This is a genomic window from Pirellulales bacterium, assembly GCA_019636335.1.
Classification (GTDB): Bacteria; Planctomycetota; Planctomycetia; order Pirellulales; family JAEUIK01; genus JAHBXR01.
This window is the reverse complement of record JAHBXR010000001.1, coordinates 356612-375774: the sequence shown is the minus strand read 5'-3', so window position 1 is coordinate 375774 and position 19163 is coordinate 356612. Positions and strand designations below refer to the sequence as shown.

Genomic DNA, 19163 nt, shown 5'->3' with positions numbered 1-19163 from the left:
CCTCTTCGAAAGAATGGAACGGTCGACCGTTATTCAGTGGGCCAGGGGCAGTTTGTAGGCGGCCATCTCGAGATGGTTCCGCACGTAGATCGTGCCATCGACGAGCGTGGGATTGTTCCAGGTGCGTCCCTCGATGGCCGGCAGCGAGCCCAACTCGCGGTACTCCTCGGGGGTTGCTTCGACCAGGACGAGTTGCCCTTGCTCGGAAAGGATCACCAGCAGATCGTCCGCGAGCAGCAGTTGCCCGTGGCCGTGGCGGCCTTTCTTCCAATGGCGTTTGCCCGTGGCGAGATCGAGACTGACGAGGATGCCTTCGTCGAGTCCATAGATGTTGCCGTCGTGTACGACGGGGTTCGCATACGAGGCTTTCATATTGCGGTTGCGCCACAGTTCATCGACCTGCCAGGCGCCGTCGACCTGCGAGACATGGAGCAGGGCACTCCCCTTGCCCGACGAGATGAGCAGGCGATCCCCTTCGATCAGCACCGGCTGCGCCGCGTTGATGTCGTAATCGCTGATCCACTCCTGGCGCCACAAACGCTCGCCCGTAGCGGGTTCGAGTCCGGCCACGCCCTGCGCATCGAAGATCAACACCTGGCGCACGCCGGCCAGTTCGACCAGCATGGGCGAGGCATAGCTGGCCATCGCCGTCTCGCTGGCCCAGGCCAGCCGTCCGCTGTCTCGCTCGAAGGCCAGCACGGCGCGGCTGCTGGGATTTCCCTGCTGCGCGCCGGGATTCACCACCACGAGTTGGTCGTACACCAAGGGGGAGCCGCTCATGCCCCAGACCAGGTTCTTGGCCGCGTTCTCCTGGAAGATGTTGCGCTCCCAGATCAACTTGCCGGTCGACGCGTCGAGACACGCCAGGACGCCCGTCGCACCGAGCGAATAGAGCCTGCCATCGGCGTAGGTCGGCGTGGCACGTGGCCCTTCACCACCCATGGCCTCGGAAAAGAAGGCAGGATACTGATAGACCCAGCGTTCCTCGCCGGTCTGCTTGTCGTAGGCCACGATGGCCTCCTGCTCCTTGCGCTGCTCGATGGTGAAGGCATACGGCCCGACGATGTCGAACGCCGCGTAGCCCCCCCCGACCGGCTGCCGCCAGAGCTTCTCGGGCGACTGCTGGTTCCAGTCTCGCGCGAGCGCCGGCCCCGTCACCACTCCGTCGCGCTCGCGCCCGCGATACTCGAGCACGTCGTGCGGGCCGACTTCAATCGGTGTACCAGCCTCGAGTTCGGCACTTGCGGTCGCTGTCGCCGCGGGGCGATGGCTCGCGCGGTGCGCTTCGAGCTTCGAGTAGCGATCCAACTGCCAGCGATATTCGAACGAGGGGAGCATGTCGCCCGTGAAATCGACGCGCCGCACGGTCAATGGAAAGAAGAGCGCCAGGCAGCAAAGCGTCACGAGATAGGCCGTCCGCCAGCGCCATGGCAGCCCGCTGCTGAAGATGAACCACACGCTGACCGTGACAAAGCCCAGCACGGCGGCCAGGGCCGAAAAGCTGAAACGCATGCCACGGTCGAAAAACTCGACCGGCAACACCCAGATCAGCACGACCGCGACGGTCGCCAGCAGCAGGGCTAGGGCGGGCACCCAGGGGCGTCGGATGCGCCAGGTTGGTGCCGCCACGGATGGAGTTGCGGTTGCCATAGCAGTCTCACTGTGCCTTGGTGCAGCCCGGCCAAATTGGCCCCCATTTCGCCGTGCGGTTCATCATAAGGATTCTGTCGCGAGAGGGCCATCCGCGCGACGTAACCCCTTTGTCCAGTTGGATTGAAAAACCGCAAGTTTTAGCTGCCGAACAACTTGCAAAATTCAAGCGTAGAATGTGTGGACTATACTGAATATGCTTGGAAAGAAGACTCCCCTCCAAGCACCTCATCTCTCCTCACTTCTTGGGAAGGACTGAAATGAAACGCCTTGCGTTGCCGGTCTTGGCTGCGCTGGCGTTCGGTGGCGCGATGCTCGGCGCGAAGGTTGGACAATTGCCCCATCCCTCGGGCACACAAGTAACGCAGCCCCCGACGCCGGTGGTCAAAGAACCTGATGCCATGGAATTAAGAACGGGCGACACGTTTTGGGGCATGAGCCTCGATGGCGTCGTTCCCTGCTCGAGCATGCTCGTCAAAGGGGGCGGTCACCTCGTGAGCATTTCGCGCAACTCGCAGAGCGATCGGAAGCTCTACTTTCACGTGCGCGGCACGAAGCTGATCGAACTCGACAAGCAGAAGTTCAAACTGACCGTGACTGGTGAAGACTCGGTCCACGTCGACCGCACGCTGGTCGAGGAACTGGCGGCCAACGTCGACGCCAGCACCAACTAATTGGCAAGAAGAAGCTCGTAGCGGCAAGACCGAATCAGACCACCCCCAGCTCGCGGCGCAGGCGATCGCTTTCGTCGCGAAGCTGGGCGACGGTCGACTTCAACTCGGCCACCTCGCTGCGCAGCGTGCCAATTTCTCGCTCGAACTCCTCCCGCAATTCGGCCAGCTTCTCCTCGAAGACTGGTCCACTCGACGCTTCGGACGCGACGGAACGCGGTGGTCCCGTGGCGGCGGCATGCGGCGCGGGGGGGGCAGTTGCCGGACCATGCCATTGCGGCGCGCTGGCCCACGTTGTCTCTTCCTCATCGTCGCCACCACCGCCAGGCGGAACGTAGCCGGCGAATTTCGCCTGGATGCGTTCCCACTCGCGCGGCGGATAGAGCGCGTGGGTCACCACGTGGCCACGTCCCTCGGGCGTAAGGGGAACCACCAGCCCCTTGGTCTTGAGCGAGGCTAGCACCGGTCGCAACGCCGCGAGATCGGCGATCGGCTCCATGCGCGCCGCTCGGCCACGCAACTCGCCTTCGGTCTGCGGACCCCGCAACAGCAACTCGGTCATTACAGCCAGTTCGACCTTGTCGACGCCGAACCATTCGTACAGGCAATGCCGATACTTCGATACCCGGCCTCCCCCCTGCACGACGACGGCGGCCCCTAGCTCGCGCAGCTTGTCGACGGCCGCCTCGACCGCTTCCTGCTCTAATTCGAGCACCGGATCGCGGTTATTCTTCTGGTTACAGCCCACCTTGAGCGCGTTGAGCGACAACGGATACTGCTCGGGCGTGGTCTTGGCCTTTTCGACCAGCACGCCCGCCACACGTCGTTCAATCGACGAGATGGGCTGCCAGCGCGGCTTGGCCTGGGGTTCGGGCGCACCGGGATCGGTCATCGTGACGATTCCTTTCCGATTCGAAGAGGCATGCGACGAGACGCACCGTTGAGCCGGGCATGGCCACGCCGGATCCGACGTGGCCATTGAAAACCCAAGTCTGTCTGCAGATCGAACTAGACAGCCTGCGTCTGGCCGGGAACGGCTACCGACGGGACGGGGGGCGTGGCCTCGAACGAGAATTCCTTCGGCGCGAGACTCAACTCCGAGTTGAGTGCCTGCTCCCAGGTAATCATCTTGCCCGAGTAGGTGGCCATGCGTCCCATGATCGAGGTGAGCGTGCTGTAGGCGCCCAACTCGGCCTCGCTGTAGGCCTTGCCCTGGCGAATGGCGGCGAAGAGATCGTCGTGCTCGGTCTGGTAGGGATTGTTGTTCGGCCCGCGATAACGCCAGGCCTTTTCGCCGTGCGGCTCGATCTTGCCGCCGCTGATGTCGGCCGTCCCCTTCGTGCAGTGGACGTGCTCGGTCACGCTGCTCCAGCAGCCGGGAATGTGGCGGCAGTAGCTGAACATGCGCGTGCCGTCGGCATATTCGTACTCGACGGCATGGTGATCGAAGATCTCGCCGTTGTTCGGTCCCTTGCGGACCTCGCGTCCCCCCATGCCCTGGCAACGGGTCGGATACGCCCCCTTCAACCAGTTGATCACGTCGAGATTGTGAATGTGCTGCTCGACGATGTGGTCGCCGCAGAGCCAGTTGAAGTAGTACCAGTTGCGCATCTGGTATTCCATTTCGGTCTGCTGCGGCTGGCGGTCGCGCACCCAGACGCCGGCGCCATTCCAATAGACGCGGGCCGCGACCATGTCGCCAATCTCGCCATCCTGCAAGCGCTTGATCGTTTCGAGGTACTCGTTCTGGTGGTGGCGCTGCAGACCGACGCCGATCGCCAGATTCTTTTCCTTGGCCTTCTGCGCCGTGGCCAACACGCTGCGCACGCCCGGGGCATCGACCGCCACCGGTTTTTCACAGAAGACGTGCTTGCCCGCCTCGATGGCGGCGGCCAGATGCTGCGGGCGGAAGCCGGGAGGCGTGGCGAGAATCACCACATCGACGCCCGAGTCGATCACGTTCTGGAAGGCATCGAAGCCGACGAAACGGCGATCCTCGGGCACGTCGAGCTTGCCCTTGAGGGGCTCTTCTTTTTCGAGGGTTGCAAGACTGTGCGCCAGGTTATCGGCGAAGGCATCCCCCATTGCCACTAGCCGCACATTGCCTTCGGTCTGCAAGGCCTGGCTGGCGGCTCCCGTGCCGCGACCGCCGCAGCCGACGAGCCCCACGCGGATCGCGTCGTCGCCTCCGGCATGGGCACTGCGCGAAACCGACAGCGTGCCGGCCACCGCTCCGCCGATGACGATTGCGGACGACGACCGCAAGAACTCGCGCCGCGAGGGAATCACAAGACGCGACGGATTGGCCGGCTGAGTCATGTTCGAAGCTCCTGGATTATCGATGGTTTGGCAGTGGGCAGTGGTTAGTGGGCAGAACTGCTGACCACTAACCACTAGCCACTCACTCCTTCTCCGTTCCGGCGGCCATATAGGCGGCCTTTTGTTCTTCCGACGGCTCGACCAGTGGCCGTACGACGCGGAAGCCCACGAACTGAGCATCGGTAAAGTACCAGATGCTCTGCGGCAACTGTGGGTCCTGCACCTTCCACGTCTTGTCCGATGCACGACGGGCGGCGCTGCGCAACATCTCGGGATCGTCGTACCACGATCCGCCCCGCGCCACGTGCGGATACGGCCGAGTCGGCGCGAGGAAGGGCGCGACGCTCGCTCCGTCCTGGGCACTCTTGGCGTAAAACTGCGGATCGTACTGGTCGAGACACCACTCGGCCACGTTGCCGTGCATGTCGTACAGTCCCCACGGATTCGGCTTCTTACCTCCGACTTCGTGGTACGTATCGTCCGAATTCTCGAACGACCACGCATACTCGTCAAGCGCCGCGGCATCTTCGCCGAAAGAATAGGGGGTCGTCGTGCCGGCACGGCAGGCGTACTCCCATTCCGCCTCGGTCGGCAGGCGATAGTAATGCCCCGTCTTGGCACTCAGCCATTGGCAGTAGGTCTTGGCGGCCAGTTGCGTCATGCAGATCGCCGGGAACTTCTCCTTGCCCATGCCGAAGCTCATGTCCGTGTAGGGCTTGGTAGGTCGCGTGACGGCGTCGGCCACCTTGTCGAGTTCGGTCGGCTCAAGCTTCTGGATCTCTCGGCGCTGAATGTCGAGATTGAACATCCAGATCTCGTATTCGTCCCAGGTGACCTCGCACTTGCCCATCCAGAACGGAGCCACTTCGACCTCGTGCTGGGGCCCTTCGTCGTCGCCTCGCCCCGCTTCGTCGGGGGGGCTCCCCATCACGAAGCGCCCCCCCGGGATCGGCACCAGGTCGAACTTGACCGGCGTGCCGGCGATTTCCTGCGTGTAGGGCTTCATTTCCTCGGGCGTCTTGGCCTCGGCCGAGTTATCGGCCGCCGAGGCAACGCGGGAGTTCAACGTCACCGCCAGCACCGCCCCCACGATGAAGACGATGATCGCCAGGATCACGCGACGCCAGTTCACCGACGATTGCGGCGCGACAGCGGGCGAGCGTACGCTGGAGAGTATGGGAGCGGGTGCAGCCAGGGGAGCGGGGGATTCAAGCGAGGTCTCAGACGTTTCGAGCGTCATAGGTGTCACAGGCGGTGGGTTTCGGGGGAGAGCAAACGATGGTAGGGCTGGTACGACACGTGGTGCTCCGACTCCTGCTCGTGGGGCTGGCCAGCCTGGCGGCGGTCTGCGGCTCCGCGCCGGTCGGCGCGGCGGATCTGACGCGGTTCGATTTCACGCAGATCCAAATGGGCGTGTCGTTTACGGTTTCATTGTACGCAACCGATCTAGTCGTCGCAAACCGCGCGGCCGACGCGGCATTTGCCCGCATCAAGCAACTCAACGACCTCTTTACCGACTACGATCCGAAGAGCGAACTGATGCGGTTCTGCCGCGAGGCCGAGCCGGGCAGAATGTATCCGATCAGCCCCGAGTTGTGGGACGTGTTCCAGGCCTCGCAACGGTTTGCCGAGCAGAGCGACGGAGCGTTCGACATCACCGTGGGTCCCTACGTCCGGCTCTGGCGCCGCGCCCGCAAGCTGCACGAGCTCCCCTCGGCCGGGCGTCTCGCCGAGGCACGTCCGCGGGTCGGTTTCCGACTCCTCTCGGTCGATCCGACACGGCCCCAGGCCTCGCTCGCCGTACCGGGCATGCGGCTCGACCTGGGGGGAATCGCCAAAGGGTACGCGGCCGACGAGGCCATTCGCGTCCTCAAGGAGCAGGGCATCGATCGAGCGCTCGTCGCGGCCAGCGGTGACATCCGTGTGAGCGATCCTCCCCCAGGGCGCGCCGGCTGGCGCGTCGGTGTGGCGTCGCTCGACGCCGAGAAGGGGGAGCCGAGCCGTTATCTCACCTTGCAGCACGCCGCCGTCTCTACGTCGGGCGATGCCTTTCAGTTCGTCGAGATCGAGGGACGCCGCTACTCGCACATCGTCGATCCGAGAACCGGCATCGGCCTCACCGATCGCATGAGCGTGACGGTCATCGCCCCCAACGGTATGACCTCGGACGCCCTGGCCACGGCCGCCTGCGTGCTGGGCCTGGAGCGGGGATTCAAGCTCATCGAATCGATCGAGGGGGTCGAGGCGTTCGCCGTACGCATGATCGACGGTCAGCTCCAGACGCGCGAAACGCCAGGATTCGCGAGTCTGGAGGACTCCACCAAGGAATAACGGCTATTCGGCCAGCGACTCGCCACGGCGCATGCCGGCGACTCGCGCGCCAGGCGGCGCGTCGTCCGACTCGAAATAGCCCAGTTGCCGCATGCGCTCGACGAGCCGTGTCGCAATGGGCAGGGCGTTCTGCTGCGCGTCGCCGGCATGCTCGAGCACGACGACAAACGCCACGCATGGAGCATCCGCCGGCGCGAACCCCGCAAACCAGGCATGACTCGCCCGGGCGCCGGCGGTTTCAGCCGTGCCCGCCTTGCCGGCGAAGTCGAGACGCGGCGCGGGAAACTCTTTTGTCGCTTCCGTCTCTACTGCCGATTCGTGGCGATCGGCGAGGTGGAGCGCCCCGCGCAGCTCGCGAAACGCGCGACGGTCGATCGTTTCCACATAGCGTTCTTCGCCACGCGACGGCTGATAGGCCGACAGCAAGTCGGGCGAGACATACCCTCCGGCCGGCTTGCTCAACCGCTCGACGAGGTACGGGGTGACGAGCCGTCCGTCGTTGGCGATGGCCGCCATGGCCCGAGCCATCTGCAGCGGCGTCACCGCCAGCGAGCCCTGCCCCACCGCCAGGGTTTGCGTATCGCCGTGGCGCCAGGCGTGCCCTTCGATATCGCGGATATTGGCCGGCGTGGGCAGGAATCCGCGCGACTCGCCCGGCAGATCGAGCCCCGTTGGACGTCCGAACCGCAGACGTAGCGCCACGTCGATCAGCTTGGGCGGACCCAAGGCGAGGGCATGATGATAGAAGTAGACATTGCAGTCGGCGGCCAGCGCTTCGTGCAGCGTGAGCTCGCCATGCCCTTCGCCGGTGCGAACGAACTGAGCACAACGCTGCCGCTCGGGAGTTTTGTAATAGCCCTGGCAGTCGAACGATTCCTGGGCATCGAAATGCCGATCGTTCAACAGCGCCAACGCCGTGATCGGCTCGAACGTCGAGCCAGGGGCCAACGCCATCCGCGTGGCGCGGTCGAACAGGGGATGCTCGGCATCGACGAGCACGCGCTGAAGCTCCGCGGGATCGCCACCCAAGAACAAACTCGGGTCGAAGCGCGGCGCCGAAGCCGCCACCAACACGGCCCCGGTGTCGACGTCGAGTGCAACGATCGCTCCTCCGCCGAGTCCTTGCCGCGACGTCGTCGGGTCGCTCAGCTCGCGCGGACGCCGCGCCAGCATGCCGTCGAGCAAGCGTTCGGCGCTTTCCTGCAAGGCCGCGTCGACGGTCAGCACTAGGTCGTGACCGGCCGCCGCCTGGCGCGCGTGCTCGACCGAAAGGACGCGTCCGAGCGGATCAGTGTACTCGACCGTTTCTCCGCGCGTGCCCCGAAGCACGGGTTCATATCCCGCCTCCAGCCCCATGCGACCGACCCGATCGCGCGCGTCGTAGGCGTGCGTTACCGGAGAACTCGCGGCTGCTGCGATTTCTTCCGGCGCGACAACGCCCAAGTGCCCCAGCAGATTGGCCGCCAGCGTACCGACGGGATAATCGCGCGTCATCCGCTCTTCGATGCGGACCCCTGGATAGCGCTCGGGATGCCGTTCGATCTCGTCGACCATGTCGCCGGTAAGATCATCGGAGACGACGTGAAAGGCAAGTTCCTCGGCCACGACGATAGGCACCGACTCGCGTGCGGTTTCGTCTGGGGTCAATACCCGGCGAGCGATCTGCGCCAGCCGCGCGTACCAGGGGGCCTCGTCGCCAGAATACTCCTCGGCCTGTCGACGAGTCTGGGCCGTCTCGTGGGCGTCACGCTCCGTGCGGCGTTCATTCACGCGCCGCGAGATGCGTTCGACTTGCGTTTGAATCGCCGCACGACGGCGTTCCCACTCCGCGGGACTCACGCCACAAAGATCGGCCAACCGGCGGTGCTGATCGATGAGCTCGACTCGCAGCTTGGCCTCCGCCTCGGCCAGACGCGCCGCGTCCCGGCGTTCGCGACGGGGCAGGGCCGCGCGGGCGGTGCGGCGCAGCCAGTCGGCATGGGGCGGATCCTGCAGCCGCCGGTACTCGATCGCCAGCACCTGCGACGGTCGATCGGCGGCCAGCACGGTACCATCGCGCGTGACGATGCGCCCCCGCATGCCGGGCGGATAGGAGCGGCGCTCGATGGGCCGCGTGGCCGCGGCGCGAAAAGCTGGCCCTTCGTTCACCTCGAGCGTGACGAGCCGCGCAAAGACCATCGCACAGCCGAGAAGAAAGGCCAGCCAGGCCCAGCGCAGCCGCCGGCGGGGATCGACCGCCGGCGCGCCTGCCTCGTCGGCGGGCCGCACGTCATCCCAGTTCCAAGGTGGCGCCGCCGGCATGCGAATCCCTTACGCCTCGCGCGCTAGACTTCGTCGTCGCTCGATTCGAGCGAAGGACGCCAACGCGGCAAATGTTCGAGACAGATCAACGTCCCCTTGGCCACCGCGGTCAGGGCATCGGCCGAAACGCGCGCCGGCAATCCAACCCGTTCCGTCACGAAGCGGTCGAGCCCGCGCACGAGCGAGCCTCCTCCGGCCAGCACGATGCCGTGATCGACCAGGTCGGCCGCCAGATCGGGCGTGCAACCATCGAGCGTGCCGCGGATCGCTTCGAGGATCTCTTCCAGCGGATCGCCCAGCGCCGCGCGGACTTCTTCACTCGTGATCGTCGCCTTGCGCGGCAAGCCACTGACGGTGTCGAGTCCGCGCACCTCGTCGACCAACTCTTCTTCGAGCGGGTAGGCGCTGCCGATGTCGATCCGCAAACGCTCGGCCGTGGGAATCCCGATCCGCAGGCTGTAGTTGCGACGCAGGTAATCGACGATCGCCTGGTCCATCTTGTCGCCGCCGGTAGGCACCGAGGCGCTCGACACCACATCCCCCAGGCTGAAGACGGCGACTTCCGTCGTACCGCCGCCGATGTCGCAGACCATACTGGCCACGGGCTCGGCAATCGGCAGCGCGACGCCGATGGCGGCCGCCTTGGCTTCGTCGAGCAAGAACACCTGCCGCGCTCCGGCACGCAGCGTGCTGTTGTAGAGGGCCCGTTTCTCGACCGGCGTGATGCAGCCGGGCGCAGCCACCACGACGCGCGGGCGTCCCTGCCAGCGACTGCGCTGCACCTTGCGCAGGAAATAGCGCAACATCGCCTCGCACAACTCGAAGTCGGTGATGACGCCGTGCGACAGGGGGCGTATCACCGAGATGGAGCCGGGCGTGCGTCCCTGCATCTGCTTGGCCAGGTGCCCCACGGCGCACCCCCCCGAGAGAATGCGATTCGTCCCCTCTTCGACCGCCACGATCGAGGGTTCATTCAAGACGAGACCTTCGCCCGCCACGCTGATCAGCGTGTTGGCCGTGCCCAGGTCGATCGCCAGATCGGCGCCGAAGAATCCGAGGATTCGATTGAGCATCCTTGCTCGGGCCCACGGTGAAAGAGGGGTTCGAAACCAGCGTGGCTTAGCCGAGCGTCGTGCTCGGCAATTCGGACGTTAGCGAGCGCGACGCTACGGGCAGCGAATGCCGCAGCATGGCGCCGCGGAACTTGCCTTCCGTCGCTTTGATATCGTAGTTGTAGGCCCGCATCTCCAGGAAGAGACACACGCAGGCCACGAGAATCGCGACGAGCGCAATCGCCAGCATGACCGTGTAGATGTCGGCCTTCGGCTTTTGCACGTAGACGCCGCGCGGGGTATCAGTCGAATCGGCTTGCGACACGGTCTTCTTTCTGAATGACGCCTTTGCGGTACTGGGGAATCACCTTGGCCACGGCACGATCGGGTTCGAGATCGACGATTTCGACCCGGCCAAGGTACTTGCTGTTCGTGGCCTCGTGGCGATAGACCTCGAGGGTGTGTCCGGTACGGAGACCGTCGTCGGATCCGAGCGAGATCTCGAGCAACCCCTTGTCTCCCACGGCCAGCACGATGCCGTCGATCTTGGGCGGAATGTTGTCCACCGGCGTGAACTCATCGAGACCGTGGCGGTCGAGCACTTGCGCCATGCGGGCTTTCTGCTCGAGCAATTCGGTGTTGCGCGCTTCGAGCAGCTTCAAGCGGCCGTCGGCCTGCTGCAGTTGATCGGTCAACTCCACCATGCGGGCGAAGTGCTTGTCCCGGTCCTGGCTGACCTCGACGATGCGAGCCCGCAGCCCCACCACCTCTTCGCGCAGCTTTTCAAGCGTGTTTTGCGTGGCCTCCATCGCCGCCACCGAGCGTCGCGTCTGCTCGACCAGGGCCGCCTGCTCGCGGAGCCGCTCGTCCCGTTCGCGCGTCAGCAGTTCTTTTTCCTGTTCGAGCTTGGCGACTTGATCGCGGCGGCCGGCCTGTTCGGTCTCGATGGCCGTCCTCAGCGCCTCGATCTGTAGCTGCAGATCGTTGTTGGCGGCGCGTGCCTGATCCAATTGCGGCTTCAAGCCCAAAGGCTTGCCCGGCGTGGGCGTGGGGTTCATCACCACGTCACGCCAGTTCTTGTGCGTCGAATAGACGGCCACTGCAAAGGCCATGAACACCAAGGCCATGACCGTAATCAGCACGACAAAAATCTTGCCGACGAAATTCACCGCACCTCTCCTACCAAGGGGCCGATCGAGGCAGCATCTTGCAGGATCTGTTCCGTATCAGACTTGTCGCGCGGCGCGCCGTGGGCGACGCAGGTTCCTACCCGGCCTAAACCACGGGCAGGCAACTCAACCATTGAGCTAGACAAGAGATAGAGCCTCTGACATGACTGGCCAGTATAATTAGCCCCTCTTCTCACTGTCAATGAGAATCCGCGCAGCTCAGGCAAGCTGAAACAATTGACGCTAGCAGGGTTTGAGCCGATTTTGCGGGCCAGTTTCTAGCCCTTTGGCTCGCCCGGCAGCGAGCAGACCGATCGTCGCCAGTCCCACAGCCCGACGGCGCCAAACGCCAGCGTCGCCAGCAGACAGGCCCATGCCGGCAGATCTCCATAGCTTTGATACGGACTATGGCGATCGTCGAGTTCGACATCGGCCACGATGAATCCCGTCGCGCGGCGCGGCCCCTGCTCGACGATGCGTCCCTCGGCGTCGATCCAGGCCGAGAAGCCGGTGTTCGCGGCAATCAGCATGGGTTTCCTTAGTTCCACGCTGCGAAACAACCCATTCGCCAGGTGCAGGTCGAGCTCGCTCGAACCGTAGAACCAGCCGTCGTTGGTCAGATTGACCAACACGTCGGGCTCCTGGTTCTGCTCGGCCAGGGTGAGTACTTGCTGGCGAATCAGGTGGGGCAGCATGTTCTCGAAGCAGATGCTCGGCGCGAGCCGTGCCCCATCCACCTCGAAGGCGGCCGGCCCCGCCCCGGCCGAGAGCCCCACCGAAAGTGGACTCAACCGATAGACGAAGGGAAAAATCTCGCCGAACGGGATGTATTCGCCGAACATCACCGGGTGCATCTTGTCATACTGATGGCGCAACTCGCCCGCACGATCGACTAGCACCGCGGAGTTGTATTGCCAGACGCGCTGGTTGCCATAATCGTGGCGATCCAAGCCGAGCAAAAGTGCCGAGTTCAGCCCCTGAGCCGAGTCGATCAGGTTGTTGAGGCTCAAGCGATGGGCCGCTTCAAGATCGGCTCGCTCCCATTCCTGCCCCGGCGCGGGCGCGGCATCGTCACGATAGGTGATCAGCGGCTCGCGAAACATCGTCTCGGGCCAGATGACGACGTCGATGTCGTCGGCGCTGCGCAGCGCCAGCCGCGAAAGCTCGATATATTCGCGGAAGACGACCTCCTTCATGCCGGGATCGGCCTTGACCTTGATGTCGATTGAGCCCTGAATCAGGGCCACGCGCGGCCCGGGGCGCGTGTGCTCCTCCGACAGTCGCCACTGGCCGTAGCCGAGCGTCGCTGCGAGGAGCAGCACGCCAGGCACGAGCCTGCGCGGGCGAAATCGTTCTCCGCTCCAGGGCAGCGCCGCGGCGAGGGACGCCGCTCCGCACAGGACCACAAAGCCCACGCCGTAGGCCCCCGCGAGATCGGCCACCTGAATCGCGGCCAGCCAACGGTATTGCGTGTGGGCCAGGCTCGCCAGCGTGAATCCCGTCAGCAGATGCCCCCGTGCCAGCTCGAGCCCGGTCCAGACCACTGGGGCGGCGAGCCAGAGCGGTAGGTGCAGGCGATGCAGCGCGACGCGCGAAATACCCACGAACAGCGACGTATAACAGGCGAGATAAGCAGAAAGAAACACGCCGCCGATCGCCGTGCCGAGGTGCGGCAGACGCAGCCATTGAAGCATCGCGATCCAAAAGGCAAAGCCTGCCAGCCACAACAGGCCATAGGGTCGGCGACCCGAGAGCGTCGGTTGGCGAATCAACAGCAACCAACCAAGCGGAGCGATCCATGCCAGCGGCCACAGATCAACCGGTGGGAACGACAGCCAGAGAAGCACGGCCGACGCGAATGCCAACACCCAGGTTCGCTGGTACCGCACCAACCGCAGCATCGCTGCAGCGAGCTCTTCGTCGTTGGGCGAACTCGTCTTGGCCAAATGGCTGCGACGCCCCCGGACAGAAATCGTCGGCGTCTGACGCATAGGAGCGTTGGTTCGGGATATGGGGGGAATGGGAAAGACGACGCCAGATCTCTCACAGCCTAAGCGGAAGCCGTCCACCCGGCCAGCCGAGTTTCAGATCCCCGTTCGCCGTTCCGCCAAAGAACCTGCTCGCCTTGCCTCGCGGGACGGGTTCGCGGTACGTTTCGTTCCGTCTTGCAGACATCGAACCTACAACGGAAAACGAAAATGAACCGTCGAACGGTCGTGCCGACGAAATGGGCTCGGCTGCTAACGGCGATGATGATCGCCGTCGTTTTCGGAATGCGCACCTCGCCTGTTGCGGCGGAAGCTCCGAATGCGACCTTGCCGCGAGACGAACAGGTGGCAGCCATTCTCGGCGCGTGGGAGTCTGCCAATCATCACTACCTCACCCTGCTCGATCGCGCCGAGTCCGATTACGAGCAGCTACAGGCAGCTAACCTTGCACCCGATTTACTTGACTACTCGCGACGACTGTTGTGCCTGGCGGAAGCGCAGCCCGACGACGTTGCTGCGCGCGACGCCTTGCTGTGGATTGTGCAGCGTGGAGGTAGTTGGACGGCGTACGGAATCCTGGCCGACATGCATCTGCGCGCGGTGACACTGCTGGTCGAATACCATGCCAACGACTCGGCCGTTCCGCGAGCCTGCATGCACCTCGACAACCTGGCCACGCGCAGCCGCGATGTCCTTCTCGAAGGTCTGGTCGAGCACGCGCAGGAGCGCGAAGCCCAGGGACTCGCGCGTTTGGCCCTGGCCCGTTATCTGATCAACAAAGCCCGCATGACCGAGGAGTTCTCCTCCAAAGTCGAGGCGATCAGTGACGATGCCCGCATCGAGGCCTTCCGCGCGATTTTCCGCGAGTGCGACGTCGAGGTTACCCGCCGGCGCTCGCGCGAATTGCTCATTTCACTGGTAGCACAGTTCGGCGAGATCGCCTACGTACCTGCGGACGAATCCACGAGTACCTCTCCGTGGCGTCGCAAGTCACTCGATCAAATCGCCGAGTCGTTGCTCGACGAGTTGCAAACGCTGGCACTCGGTCAGCCGCTGCCGTCGATCGAGGGCGTGGATCTGGATGGCCATCCACTCAAATTGGCCGACTACCGCGGCAAGGTAGTGGTGGTCATCTTTTGGGCCTCGTGGTGTGGACCCTGCTGCGAGGAACTGCCGCATTTGCGCCAGTTGGCCGAACAGTACCGCGACCAGTCCTTTGCCATTCTTGGTGTTAACTGCGATGCCAACTTGGAAGATGCACGTCAGGTCATCGCCAAGGAGAAAGTTTCATGGCCTAACTGGAACGACCCAATCAGCGAACAAGGCCTGGGACCGATCGTCGAGCGATTGCACGTGCGCGGCCTCCCTGCCACGTTCGTCCTGGATAAACAGGGGAATATCCGCGCCAAGAACGCGCGCGGTGAGTCGCTTGCCAGGCGCGTCGATACGTTGGTCAAGGAGTAGGCCCAACTCTCCACGCGGTGGTCAAATTCGTCAAAGGAGGATGGTGGCGAGTCGCGCGCCCGGCTCGAACGTGCGGTCCCCCCCGGGAAAGAGCACCAGCGAGTTCGCCGCGCTCAGGGCGCGCAGGTCGGCCGAGCCGCGCCAGGCGACGGGCTCGACCGTCCAACCTGCCTCCGACTCCTCCAGGACCGCTGGATGATACGTATCGCGCGGGCCACGAATCGTATGGGAACGCGTCAGGCGCGCCCATCGCGGCCGCGGCAACACGTCGCGCTCGCCGGCCAGTTGCCGCAGGGCGGATCGCACGAACAGTTCGAAGCAGACCAGCGAGCTGACCGGGTTTCCCGGCAGACCGAAGACAAGTCGCCGCCGATCTTCTCGATTCAAGACGCCAAACCAGATTGGCTTTCCCGGTTTGACGTTTACCTTGTGGAACACCTGTTCCACGCCATTCGCGGCGAGTACGCCAGGCACCAAGTCGAGCACGCCGGCCGACACACCCCCCGACAGCACGAGCACGTCCGCTTCGAGGCCGCGACGAACATGCGCGTCGAGCGACTCGGTGGTGTCGGCCGCGATGCCAAGGTCGTGCGCCGTCCCTCCTGCCCTTCGCACCAAACCGCACAGCATCGGCCCATTGGAATTGCGTATCTGACCGGGGCCAGGTTTCTGCTCGCAGGAAACGATCTCATCGCCGGTGGCCAGCACGGCCACCCGAGCACGAAGCTGAGCCAACACGTGACGTTTGCCAACCTCGGCCAGCAATCCTATCTCGGCGGGACGAATGATCGCGCCAGGGGCGAGCACCGGGTCGCCACATTTCATCGCCGCGGCGCGGCGCAGGATGTTTCGGCCCGCCTCCAGCTTGGCGGCATGAATCCGCACGCGCCCCAGGGTACCCGGCGAGACAGCGGGCAAGACTTCCGTCTGCTCGACCATCACGACGGCGTCGCAACCAGCCGGCGTCGGAGCCCCCGTCATGATGCGAGTGGCCTGACCCGGCCCGACTTCGAGCGTCGGCACCGCGCCGGCCATCACTTCTTCGAGGATCTCGAGTTCGGCCTCGCCGGTGGCGAGGTCCACCGATCGAACGGCGTAACCGTCGACGATCGACTTTTCCCACGGCGGCGAATCGATGTCGCTGGCGACCGCTTCGGCCAGCACGAGCCCCAGCGAATCGACGAGCTCCACGCGTTCAGCGGGGAGCGCGGTCGCTTGTTCGAGCACGAGCCGCTGGGCATCTTCGACCGAAATCATCGCTAGCGCCCGCCGCGGACGGCCAGAAAACGTCGCAGCAGATCGGTGCCGCGATCGGTCAGAAAGCTTTCCGGATGAAACTGCAATCCATAGAGGGGATAGTTCCGGTGACGAATGGCCATGATCTCCCGCGTTCCCTGGCCGTCGTCGCTCCAGGCGCAGACGTCGAAGTCGTCGCTCAAGGTGCCCGGCCGAATTACCAGGCTGTGATAGCGGGTAGCGATCATGGGATTCTCGAGCCCCTCGAAGAGTCCCGAATTGTTGTGGAAGATCTGATCGGTCTTGCCATGCATAAGCCGCTCGGCCCGCACGATATCGCCCCCGAAGGCATGCCCGATCGATTGGTGCCCCAGACAGACACCGAGCAAGGGAACCGTCGGCGCGAAGCGTTCGATGACCTCGCAACTGATGCCCGCCTCGCGCGGCGTGCAAGGCCCCGGCGAGACGATCAAGTGCGAAGGGTTCTTCGCGGCAATCTCATCGGTCGTGATCTGGTCGTTGCGATGGACCTGAACGTCGAGCGTCGAGTCGATCTCCCCCAACCGCTGGACGAGGTTGTAGGTGAACGAGTCGTAATTATCGATCACAAGGATCATGGCGGGTCCAGATTTTCTCCGTTCTTCTGGCGACACGCGCACCAAGAAAGGGTTCGCTCCTCGGCGGCGGGCCTGCTCCGGCTAATGTAACGCAGCGGGCGGAATTCTGCCATGTCGCGGGTCATGATTCCCCCTGCACCGGTGAGATAAGGCACGTGCCAGCGGATATCCCCCTGTTCGCTCCTCGCCGTCGCATCCCCTCTTGGATGCTTCCCTAGTAGGGGGATGCGAGACGCTCACGTTGGTCTCGCGCAAATCACAGGTTAGCGCATGCGATTCATGGCAATTGATCGTCCGTCAGGCGCAATAGGGGAATCACCCCTGTTTTGACGCGTCGGTTGAAGAATCGTGGTGCATGACGGCGCAAATTCCTCAGCCGGGCGGTCGAGAAGTGCTACGTTTCCCTAGTTCGCGGGCGACGCACTTCTTAGCAACGAGCCCTGCGGATTTCTCGAGGCTCGTTTTTCGGTAAGGAGACTTCCTGCACCTTGCTCGCTCCCTTGCGACATCTTGCGACCGCGTTGCCGTCCGTTTTCCTCGAACCATGTCCTCGGTACCAGGGGTAGTTGCCATGAATGGTTCCCTTTATCGCGTCCTCGTCGTCGATGACGAGCCGCCCATTCGATCGCTGATCATGCGGGCACTCGAGAACCTGCATATCGCCTGCACACCGGCATGCGATGGCGACGAAGCCGATCAACTGCTGCAGATGGCGCACTTCGATGCCGTGGTCACGGACCTGCGCATGCCGAATCGCCACGGACACGCCCTGGCCACCGACCTGCTGTCGCGTCCCCAGCGTCCACTCGTGGTGGTGGTGACCGGCATCCTGGAACCGCGATTGGCCAAAGATCTGCTGCAGCGCGGCGTGGACGATATCCAATTCAAACCGATCAACTATTCGCTACTCGCTACGAAGCTGCGCGCCCTGATGGATCGCCGCTCCAGCGACGGACCGCTACCGAAATTGTCGGATCGCACCAGACCGGCGAACTCGACCAATGCTCGCGAGCAAGGTACTGGCCACGACGCCTCCTCGACCATGATCGATCGCGAGGATTTCCAGAGCCGACTCGCCCATGTCGCCACAATCCTGCCCGTCTCGAAAGTGGCCATCGAGGTCGTCAACCTGACCAACAAGGACGAGATCGATGCCGACAAGCTCACGGCCTGCCTCGTGCGCGATGCGTCTTTGGCGGTCGAGATATTGAAGATGGCGAATAGCGCCTTCTACCGTCGACCGCACTCCCCCCCGATCGAAGATCTGCGCGACGCCGTCGTGCGCATCGGCTTCAAACGCGTGGGGGAGTTGGCGCTGGCCAGTTCCACGCTCTCGACCCTCACGTCGAGCGTGCTCCCTTGGGTCGATGTCAGCCTCTTCTGGCGGCGAAGCATGGCGGCCGGTCTCGTCATCGAGCGCATCAGTTCGCAGACCACCCTCGGCGGCGAAGATGAAGGCTTGTTTCTCTCGGCCCTCGTGCGGCCACTCGGGCGCATCGTGCTGGGAACGATTTACCCACGCGAATACGAGACGATGATTCTGCACTGCCAGACAACGCGGCAGGCCCTCGCGCTGCAGGAACGCGCCGTCTTTCCCGAGTCCGACTGCCAGGCGATGGCCGATCTGCTCGCCACCTGGTCGATCCCAGAGGACGTTTTTCTTCCTTTGCGATACGCCGACTTGCGTTTCGATGAGCTGAATTCGATCGCCGAGCCGCTGCGCAGCAAAGTCGAAATGCTGAAATTCGCCGCCGTCTTGGGTGAGTTGGCCGTGGGACGCTGGGAAGGTTGGGATCTGATCGATCTGCCCACCATCGATGCCTTTCGGTATCTCGGCCACGATGCGCTCGCGCAGGTGATCGACGAGGTTCGCCGCGATCTGCAGGAACTCGAATCGCTCTGCAAGCTGCCACATTTCAAGCCGCGGACGAACGAAGACGCGGTAGGTGTTCCGGGGCGCGCCTTCGCTTACTGCAATCTCGGCCTGGCCACCAATGACGTCGTACCGCACTACCTCGATTCGCTCGGCTGGCACTACGTGCCGATCGAACGTGTCCAGTTGGCCGAAGAGCAACGCCCGGTGCTCGTCAACTGCTGCCGAGGCATCAGCGAGCGGTCCGAAGAAGCACTCGCGCGATTGGCCGGCAGCGTGCCGCGCGTGCTGATCGCCGACGAACACACGAACCAATCCCTCCTCGCCGGGGCCGAAGCACTTTTCATGCCGGCAAGTTATGCCGCGCTGCGACACTGCGGCAAGCTGCTCTATGATCGGTCAGGCGATCCGTCGGTACGACGACTCGCCGCGGCGGTCGCCACGTCGTTTTACTAACCGCCGCTGCCCGCGCAACTCGACCGCCGTGAGGGA

General features: G+C 64.0%; 15 protein-coding genes. 4 read left to right on the top strand and 11 right to left on the bottom strand.

The genetic code is table 11. The features are described 5' to 3' along the window. Nucleotides 1-33 precede the first annotated feature (33 nt). The gene (locus KF708_01565; GenBank protein ID MBX3411375.1) at nucleotides 34-1593 is read right to left on the bottom strand and encodes a PQQ-like beta-propeller repeat protein; all 1560 of its coding nucleotides are present in this window, start codon (nucleotides 1591-1593) and stop codon (nucleotides 34-36) included. Nucleotides 1594-1910: 317 nt separating this feature from the next. On the opposite strand from KF708_01565, the gene KF708_01560 reads away from it, so the two are divergent. Next, a complete protein-coding gene (locus tag KF708_01560) occupies nucleotides 1911-2324 on the top strand; it encodes a hypothetical protein (protein ID MBX3411374.1) in 414 nt (137 codons plus the stop codon). Nucleotides 2325-2358: 34 nt separating this feature from the next. Here the strand turns inward: KF708_01560 and KF708_01555 are convergent, their stop codons facing one another. From KF708_01555 to KF708_01545, 3 genes are all read right to left on the bottom strand, one after another. Beyond that, the gene (locus tag KF708_01555; GenBank protein ID MBX3411373.1) at nucleotides 2359-3213 is read right to left on the bottom strand and encodes a YceH family protein; all 855 of its coding nucleotides are present in this window, start codon (nucleotides 3211-3213) and stop codon (nucleotides 2359-2361) included. 116 nt (nucleotides 3214-3329) lie between these two features. Next, nucleotides 3330-4640, bottom strand: coding sequence for a Gfo/Idh/MocA family oxidoreductase (locus tag KF708_01550; protein MBX3411372.1), 1311 nt, complete (start codon nucleotides 4638-4640; stop codon nucleotides 3330-3332). 82 nt (nucleotides 4641-4722) lie between these two features. Further along, a complete protein-coding gene (locus KF708_01545) occupies nucleotides 4723-5646 on the bottom strand; it encodes a formylglycine-generating enzyme family protein (protein MBX3411371.1) in 924 nt (307 codons plus the stop codon). 272 nt (nucleotides 5647-5918) lie between these two features. Between KF708_01545 and KF708_01540 the strand changes: the two genes are divergently transcribed. Then, entirely contained in the window at nucleotides 5919-6971 is a 1053-nt protein-coding gene (locus tag KF708_01540) for an FAD:protein FMN transferase (protein ID MBX3411370.1), read from the top strand. A 3-nt stretch (nucleotides 6972-6974) separates the two neighbouring features. Here KF708_01540 and KF708_01535 read toward each other — a convergent pair whose 3' ends face one another. The 5 genes from KF708_01535 to lnt all read right to left on the bottom strand — a co-directional run bounded on the left by KF708_01535 (nucleotide 6975) and on the right by lnt (nucleotide 13484). Beyond that, entirely contained in the window at nucleotides 6975-9272 is a 2298-nt protein-coding gene (locus KF708_01535; GenBank protein MBX3411369.1) for a hypothetical protein, read from the bottom strand. A 23-nt stretch (nucleotides 9273-9295) separates the two neighbouring features. After that, complete coding sequence (locus KF708_01530) at nucleotides 9296-10345, bottom strand: rod shape-determining protein (GenBank protein ID MBX3411368.1); 1050 nt, start codon at nucleotides 10343-10345, stop codon at nucleotides 9296-9298. Between the two features lie 46 nt (nucleotides 10346-10391). Continuing rightward, on the bottom strand, nucleotides 10392-10649 hold the full coding sequence (locus KF708_01525; GenBank protein MBX3411367.1) for a hypothetical protein: 258 nt from the start codon (nucleotides 10647-10649) through the stop codon (nucleotides 10392-10394). Further along, on the bottom strand, nucleotides 10627-11493 hold the full coding sequence (locus KF708_01520; protein MBX3411366.1) for a hypothetical protein: 867 nt from the start codon (nucleotides 11491-11493) through the stop codon (nucleotides 10627-10629). Before KF708_01520 ends, KF708_01525 begins: the two co-directional genes overlap by 23 nt. 278 nt (nucleotides 11494-11771) lie before the next feature. Next, nucleotides 11772-13484 (bottom strand): apolipoprotein N-acyltransferase, encoded by a 1713-nt coding sequence (lnt, locus tag KF708_01515; protein MBX3411365.1) that lies wholly within the window; start codon nucleotides 13482-13484, stop codon nucleotides 11772-11774. A gap of 207 nt (nucleotides 13485-13691) precedes the next feature. On the opposite strand from lnt, the gene KF708_01510 reads away from it, so the two are divergent. Continuing rightward, on the top strand, nucleotides 13692-14945 hold the full coding sequence (locus KF708_01510; GenBank protein MBX3411364.1) for a TlpA family protein disulfide reductase: 1254 nt from the start codon (nucleotides 13692-13694) through the stop codon (nucleotides 14943-14945). Between the two features lie 30 nt (nucleotides 14946-14975). On the opposite strand, the gene KF708_01505 is transcribed toward KF708_01510, so the two are convergent. Both KF708_01505 and KF708_01500 read right to left on the bottom strand, forming a co-directional pair. Continuing rightward, on the bottom strand, nucleotides 14976-16202 hold the full coding sequence (locus KF708_01505) for a molybdopterin molybdotransferase MoeA (GenBank protein MBX3411363.1): 1227 nt from the start codon (nucleotides 16200-16202) through the stop codon (nucleotides 14976-14978). A 2-nt stretch (nucleotides 16203-16204) separates the two neighbouring features. Beyond that, on the bottom strand, nucleotides 16205-16798 hold the full coding sequence (locus tag KF708_01500) for an aminodeoxychorismate/anthranilate synthase component II (protein ID MBX3411362.1): 594 nt from the start codon (nucleotides 16796-16798) through the stop codon (nucleotides 16205-16207). Between the two features lie 571 nt (nucleotides 16799-17369). Here KF708_01500 and KF708_01495 point away from each other — a divergent pair. After that, the gene (locus tag KF708_01495) at nucleotides 17370-19127 is read left to right on the top strand and encodes an HDOD domain-containing protein (protein ID MBX3411361.1); all 1758 of its coding nucleotides are present in this window, start codon (nucleotides 17370-17372) and stop codon (nucleotides 19125-19127) included. Nucleotides 19128-19163: the final 36 nt, after the last annotated feature.